1 protein-coding gene is annotated in these 5,817 nt (G+C 63.1%); it reads right to left on the bottom strand.

The window, feature by feature from the left end:
* On the bottom strand, positions 1–5,236 hold a 5,236-nt coding region (locus tag R6U20_RS10520), incomplete at its 3' end, for a LamG-like jellyroll fold domain-containing protein (protein ID WP_410337813.1).
* Between the last annotated feature and the right edge of the window lie 581 nt (positions 5,237–5,817).

The raw sequence follows: 5,817 nt of genomic DNA, 5'->3' as shown, positions 1-5,817 counted from the left end.
GTGGTGATGCCGGCTGGAATCGCGCTGTTGTCGCCAGCGTTGAGCGCAGGGCTGCCCGGTTCAAGGCGCAAGCCGTCGTCGGCGGTGCCGGAATGCCGTCCTCCCCGGCCGGAGTGTTAGCATCCACAAAGAGCGGGTCGGCGTCGAGGTTGCTGCCGCCGTCGGTGGTCGAGGAGCCGCTGTTTTCGCTGATGCCTGCGAGGCCGCCCTCGATGAGCGTGTGCGCGAGGGTGGGCGTGGCGTCTCCGTTGTAGATCTCGTTGCCATCGGGGGCGTCATTCCCCCATAGGATCGTGTTCGTAATCACCGGGCTGCTCGTGCCGCCATCGGAGCCATTGTTGTTGATCGCCCCGCCGCCGAAGTTCCCTGCAGTGTTCCCGGTGAAGGTCGCGTTGGTAACCACCGGGCTGCTCGTGCCGTTGCGGCCAACATTGTAGATCGCCCCGCCGGCGTTGCCTGCGGTGTTGCCGGTGAAGACCACGTTCGTAATCTGCGGGCTGCTCTCTCCGCCATCGCCACCCCAGTTTACCATCGCCCCGCCGGCAGTAGCGATGTTGCCGGTGAAGGTGAGCCCGCTAAGCGACGGGCTACATGCGTTGCCGGCGCCCAGGCCGTCGCAGAAAAGCCCTCCTCCCGCATTATTGGGAAAGTTGCCGTTGGCGTGCCCGCCGGTGACGGTCACCCCATCCAGCACCGTGCCCGTCGTGAGGTTTGTGGCCGTATCTGCACCAACCGCATTGCCGCCATTGAAAACAAGCACGTGGTAGGCATTGTCCGAGGCATTGCCTGTGGTGCCGATGTCGCCGGAAAGAGTCGTCTCGTGGGCGGAGAAGTCTCGGCTGTCCAGCGCCGCTTCTACCTCCGAAACGTCGGCAAACGTTTCGCTGCCGCTCCAGCCGCCGTAGATTTTGAGTCCGTCCTGTGCGCCGGTCACCTCAAAGGTGGCCGAGCGGGCATCCCCGGCGCTGAGCTCGCGGCTAGGCAGGTAGGTGCCTGCTGCAATGAGAATCACGTCGCGATTAAAGGCTGCGTCCAGGGCCTCTTGCAGGTCCGTAAAGGCGTCTGTCCACGAAGTACCGGTTCCCCCTCCGGACGCCTCTGCATCCACATACAAAATGATTCCCTCGTTGTCGTAGAGCGCAACCTCCTGAGGGGTGGCCTGGCCGGTGATCGTGAATGTCTCGCTGGCGGGTTCTTCTGCGCGGGCGGTCCACGGCTGGGCTGGACCCGGGCGCCTTGCGAGCCCCACCGCGCCAGGGTTGGGGACGGTTACGTCGCCATAGCTGAGGGTCAGGTCTGCCGCTGCCGTGTTGCTGGCGTCTGCGTTGCCCGGCACTGCGCCCCACACGAGATTCGTCCGCTGGGTTTTTCCTCCCGGTAAGGCGTCCCCATCGAAGACCTCGGCAGTGGCATCGCCGTAGCGGTAGAGCGTAAAGCGCCCCGTGGTGCTCGTTACCGTCGCGGTGAGGGCTTGCCCATTGGTTCCGATAGTTCCTTCGGTTGCTGGGGCCACCACGACGCTTTCTTGCCCGAGCGGCGCGCCGCTGGCGGTCCACTGCGGATCACCTGTAAACGCGGCGTCGCGTCCGCCGGTCAGATCATACGCGGTGGGGCCGCTGTGGCTGTCGTCGAGGCGCTGGCTCGTCTGCGCCGCATCGAAGCGGTATGAAGCGACCAGTTCCGGCGTATCAGTCGGGAGGGTTTGGTGCATCGTCGCCTGAATGTCGGCTTCAGTGCGCGCCTCGGTCCAGATGCGCAACTCGTCGAGTGCGCCATCGAGGTAGCGACTGCCGCCCCACCGCCCGATCTGCAGCGGGTCGCTCTGGCCTCCCGCAAACGCATTTGCACTACGAGTCCCATCCAGTGCGCCGTCGAGGTAGATGCGCTGCTCCCCATTGGCGGCGTCATAGACAAACGCGGCGTGGTGCCAGCGCCCTTCCTCCAGTGATGCGCTGCCTCCCAGGTCGTTATTGAAGAACCCCATGTGCAGCGTGGTGCCCCGCGTCGTCAGATACAGCACCTGGTTCGTTCCGGAGCTGGAATCTCCGGGGCTGGAATCTCCGGGGCTGGAATCCCCATGGCCCAGAATCGGATTATCGCCGGTGAGGTCATCGACCTGAATCCAGGCTTCGACGGTAAAGCTGGCGCCAACCAGGTCCACATCTTCCGCCGAGCCGTCCATGCGTAGGTAGTCCGCGCTGCCGTCGAAGGCGAGGGCGGTGCCGGAGCCGTACGGCGCTTCCAGCAGGGCCCAATCAGCGGTGGCGTCATCCGACTGGGTTGCATCCTTGGCCCCTCCATCAATCGTGTAGCTATCGGTGTCAAGCGTGGCGGTTAGGTCGAGCAGACCCGGGGCGGCGGAGGCATCGCGCTCGTAGGCCACCCGCACCGTGGCCGTGCTTTGTGCCGGGACGTCGACCGTCCAAGTGCTCTCGCTGACACTTCCATCGCCTGAGATCGCTGTAGCAGACACCCCCGCAGGCAGCCCCAGGTCGACGGTGGCCCCGGTCACGCCCGCGCCCCCCAGATTGACAAGCTCAGTTGTGCTTATTTCTACCGTAGAATGCGACATCAGGCGGAGACGAGCCACGATCACCTCTTGCTCATAGGCACCAAGACTGACCGTACCGTCCTGGATGCGGGCTTCGCCCAGCAGGTCGGTGTCGATCCCTGCAGGAATGGCACTGTTGTTGCCTGCGTTGAGGGCCGGTGAGCTGCCCTGAAGGCGGAGGCCGTCGTCGGCGGTGCCGGGAATGCCGTCCTCCCCGGCCGGAGTGTTAGCATCCACGAAGAGCGGGTCGGCGTCGAGGTTGTTTCCGCCGTCGGTCGTCGAGGAGCCATCATTTTCGCTGATGCCCGCGAGCCCGCCCTCTATGAGCGTGTGCGCGAGGGTGGGCGTGGCTCCTCGGTTGTAGATCTCGTTGCCATCGGGGGCGTCATTCCCCCATAGGATCGTGTTCGTAATCTGTGGGCTGCTCGTGCCAAAGGTTCCATAGTTGTAGATCGCCCCGCCGCCGAAGAATCCTGCAGTGTTGCCGGTAAAGACCACGTTCGTAATCTGCGGGCTGCTCGTGCCACTGAAGGCCCTGTTGTAGATCGCCCCGCCGGCGTTGCCTGCGGTGTTGCCGGTGAAGGTCGCGTTCGTAATCTGCGGGCTGCTCGTGCTGCCGCCATTGCGGGCATCGTTGAAGATCGCCCCGCCGTATTCTGCGGCGTTGCCGGTGAAGGTCGCGTTCGTAACCACCGGGCTGCTCGTGCCGCCATTGCGGGCATTGTTGGAGATCGCCCCACCGTATGGCGCAGCGTTGCCGGTGAAGGTGGAGCTGGTGATCTGCGGGCTGCTCGTGCCGCCATTGCGGGCATTGTTGTAGATCGCCCCACCGTCAGTAGCGATGTTGCCGGTGAAGGTGAGCCCGCTAAGCGACGGGCTGCACGCGTTGCCGCTTCCTGCGCCGTCGCAGAAAAGTCCCCCTCCTGCGTTATTGGGAAAGCTGTTGCTGTTGGCGTTCCCGCCGGTGATGGTGAGACCATCCAGCACCGTGCCCGGGGTGATGTTTGCACTCACGTTGCCGCCAATCGCATCGCCGCCGTTCAAGACGAGCACACGATAGGCATTTTCACTATTGTCGCCTCCCGTTTCGTCGTCGCCGTTCAGGTCGCCCGAGAGAATCGTCTCGTGGGCTACCAGATCGCGACTGTCCAGCGCCGCTTCGACCTCCGACACGTCGCTAAACGTCTCACTCCCACTCCAGCCGCCGTAAATCCGAAGGCCGTCCTGTTCGCCGGTGACCTCAAACGTAGCCGTGCGGGCATCCCCGGCGCTGAGCTCGCGGCTGGGCAGGTAGGTGCCTGCGGCAATGAGAATCACGTCACTGCCCGTAGCGACATCCAGTGCGTATTGCAGATCTGAAAGTCCATTCGCAAATGAGGATCCGTCGCCGGAGGCACTTCCATTCACAAAGAAGAGCGGGCCCTCGGTGAAGTTACCGCGCTCGTAGGCCCCGAGACTGACCGTGCCGCCCTGAATCCGATCCTCCCCAATCAAGTCGGTGGTGATGCCGGCTGGAATCGCGCTGTTGTCGCCAGCGTTGAGCACGGGGCTCCCCAGTTCGAAGCGCAAGCCGTCGTCGGCGGTGCCGGGAATGCCGTCCTCCCCGGCCGGAGTGTTAGCATCCACAAAGAGCGGGTCGGCGTCGAGGTTGCTGCCGCCGTCGGTCGTCGAGGAGCCGTTGTTTTCGCTGATGCCCGCGAGCCCGCCCTCAATGAGCGTATGCGCAAGGGTGAGCGTCGCCGCATCGTTATAGATCTCGTCGCCCATGATGAAGGCGTCATTCCCCCACAGGATGGTGTTCGTAACCTGCGGGCTGCTCGTGCCGCCATCGGAGCCATCATTGTAGATCGCCCCGCCGTCGAAGCTTGCAGCGTTGCCGGTGAAGGTGGAGCTGGTGATCTGCGGGCTGCTCGTGCCGCCATTGCGGGCATTGTTGAAGATCGCACCGCCTTGTTGGACCGCAGTGTTGCCGGTAAAGACCACGTTCGTAATCTGCGGGCTGCTCTCTCCAAGACCCCCATTGTTGTAGATCGCCCCGCCGTATTCTGCGGCGTTCCCCGTGAAGGTGAGCCCGGTAAGCGCCGGGCTACACGCGTTGCCGGTGCCCGCTCCATCGCAGTAAAGTCCCCCTCCACTACTGGAAGAGCCGTTACCGTTGGCGTTCCCACCGGTGACGGTCATCCCATCCAGCACCGTGCCCGTCGTGAGGTTTGCACTCACGCTGGCACCAACGCTATTGCCGCCATTGAAAACAAGCACGTGGTAGGCATTGTCCGAGGCGTTGCCTATGGTGCCGATGTCGCCCGATAGGATCGTTTCGTTGGCCGCGGGGTCGCGCTCGCTTCGAGTGGTCTCCGTGCCTGCAAAGCCGCCGTAGATCTGAAGGCCATCCTGGGCGCCGGTGATCTCAAACGTCGCCGTGCGCGCATCTCCGGCATCGAGCGGCCTGCTGGGCGTGTAGGTGCCTTCGGCGATCCAGATCTCGTCGGTGCTTCCGGCATCGCTCAGCGCGTCTTGCAGATCGGTGTAGGCCGTGCTCCAACTGGCGCCGTCTCCACCCGCGTTGGCCTCGGCATCGACGTAGATTTGCGCATGGGTCAGGGACGCGGCGGTCCCCCATCCGACAAGAAGGACGACCACCAGCAGAGCACGCCAGCGAATCTGGACACGGAGCGGGTCCCACATGTAACCCGAAAGCAGACGGTGAGAGCAAGACATAAAAGCAGGATATACAAGCGTTGGGGCAACGGGTGGGGGCAGCAGACCAGCTGCGCTTTGGCACATGCTGACGTTACATACTGACATCACATGTGAGCTGCACCTATCAATAGCCTGTCAGATATTGATGGTATGTTTTGTAAGATATGAATTGGCTTGCTTATATGCTTGTGGATGAGGTGGGACCGCGGCTCGGATGAGGCCACCGGGGCCTACCCTCTGTTTGCGCACGTTAAATGGGCCCAACCATCGGTTATTACACACGTTATTTACAAATAAGAACCCTGTATCCAGCATTTTTTCCGGCGCGTTGAACGCCCCCTGTGCGCCGGCCTGCATGCCGGTAGCAGTTCGGGCCTGTGGCGGAGGCGACTGACGGAGGGGACGTGGAGCCTCATGTCTTCTCTGTACGTATCAAAACCGGTCGGTTCTGAAACCGCCCCCCGCTGTCGCCCCCACCACCACATGACCCCCATATGATAGGTGTATCCCCCGCCCGCTCCCTGCCCCGCCGTCTCAGAAGACGTCTCAAAACAAATCGTCTCATG

The organism is Longimonas sp., assembly GCF_046498435.1.
Lineage (GTDB): Bacteria > Bacteroidota > Rhodothermia > Rhodothermales > Salinibacteraceae > Longimonas.
Note: the sequence above shows the minus strand (reverse complement) of the source record. Positions and strands in the feature narration are given on the sequence as shown.